The organism is Vibrio sp. 10N.261.52.A1, assembly GCF_002876325.1.
In the GTDB taxonomy this organism is placed as follows: Bacteria; Pseudomonadota; Gammaproteobacteria; order Enterobacterales; family Vibrionaceae; genus Vibrio; species Vibrio chagasii.
Map to the genome: position 1 here is coordinate 1 of NZ_MCYD01000297.1, position 992 is coordinate 992.

A 992-nucleotide genomic window follows, 5' to 3' on the forward strand; every position below is an offset into this window, starting at 1 on the left:
GTAGAAAAGATCGTTGAAGTTGAAAAGCCAGTTGAAAAGATTGTCGAAGTAGAAAAAGTTGTTGAAGTAGAGAAAGTCATCGAAAAAGTAGTAGAAGTTGAATCTAAGCTGGCAACAGCACCAACAGATTCTGCAATGCAGCTACTGTCTATCATGCAACAAGAAGCGCGACTAATCGACTTCCTAAAAGAAGACCTGACTTCGTTCTCTGACGAAGAAGTTGGCGCAGCTGCACGTGTTATTCACACAGGCGGTCAAAAAGTACTAGCAGACTACGTAACGCTTGCTCATATCCGCAGCGAAGATGAAGAGACTCGCATCACAGTAGCTGAAGGTTTCAACCCTCAAGAAATCCGCCTAACAGGCAACGTAACAGGTAACGCACCATTCAACGGTACACTTGTTCACAAAGGCTGGAAAGCAACTGACATGAACCTACCTAAGCTTGCTGAAAACTACGATGCATCTGTAATTGCACCGGCAGAGGTAGAGCTATAATGGAACACCAAGAACATTCACAAGAACAGCAAGCACCTAAATTCAGCGTTGGTATCGATTTAGGTACTACACACTGCGTTTTGTCTTACATCGACACAACCAATGAAGATGCACGTGTTGAGGTAATGCCAATTCCTCAGCTTACGGCTCCTGGTACAGTAGAAACTCGCAGCCAACTTGGCTCGTTCCTATACCAACCGCACGAGCACGAAATGAACGAAGCATCACGTGTTCTACCTTGGTCTTCTGAGCCAAAAGCACTGGTTGGTGCGATTGCTCGTAACCTTGGTTCTAAAACCCCTATCCGTTTGGTCGCTAGTGCGAAATCTTGGCTATGCCACGGTGGTGTAAACCGTCGTGATGCTTTCCTTCCTGCAGGTAGCCCAGAAGAAGTAGAAAAAGTATCTCCGCTTAAGACAACTGAGCTTTATCTTGAGCATCTTAAAGACGCTTGGAACCACGCGAACCCAGAACACAAACTGGCAGACCAAGAC

At 45.9% G+C, this 992-nt stretch carries 1 protein-coding gene and 1 pseudogene; both read left to right on the plus strand.

From position 1 onward, the window contains the following. The coding region (locus BCT81_RS03645; RefSeq protein ID WP_102423262.1) for a DUF2760 domain-containing protein at positions 1-498 on the plus strand (498 nt) is incomplete at its 5' end. Then, positions 498-992 (plus strand): annotated as a pseudogene (locus BCT81_RS03650) (Hsp70 family protein); the annotation flags it as partial. The gene BCT81_RS03645 and the pseudogene BCT81_RS03650, both read left to right, overlap by 1 nt.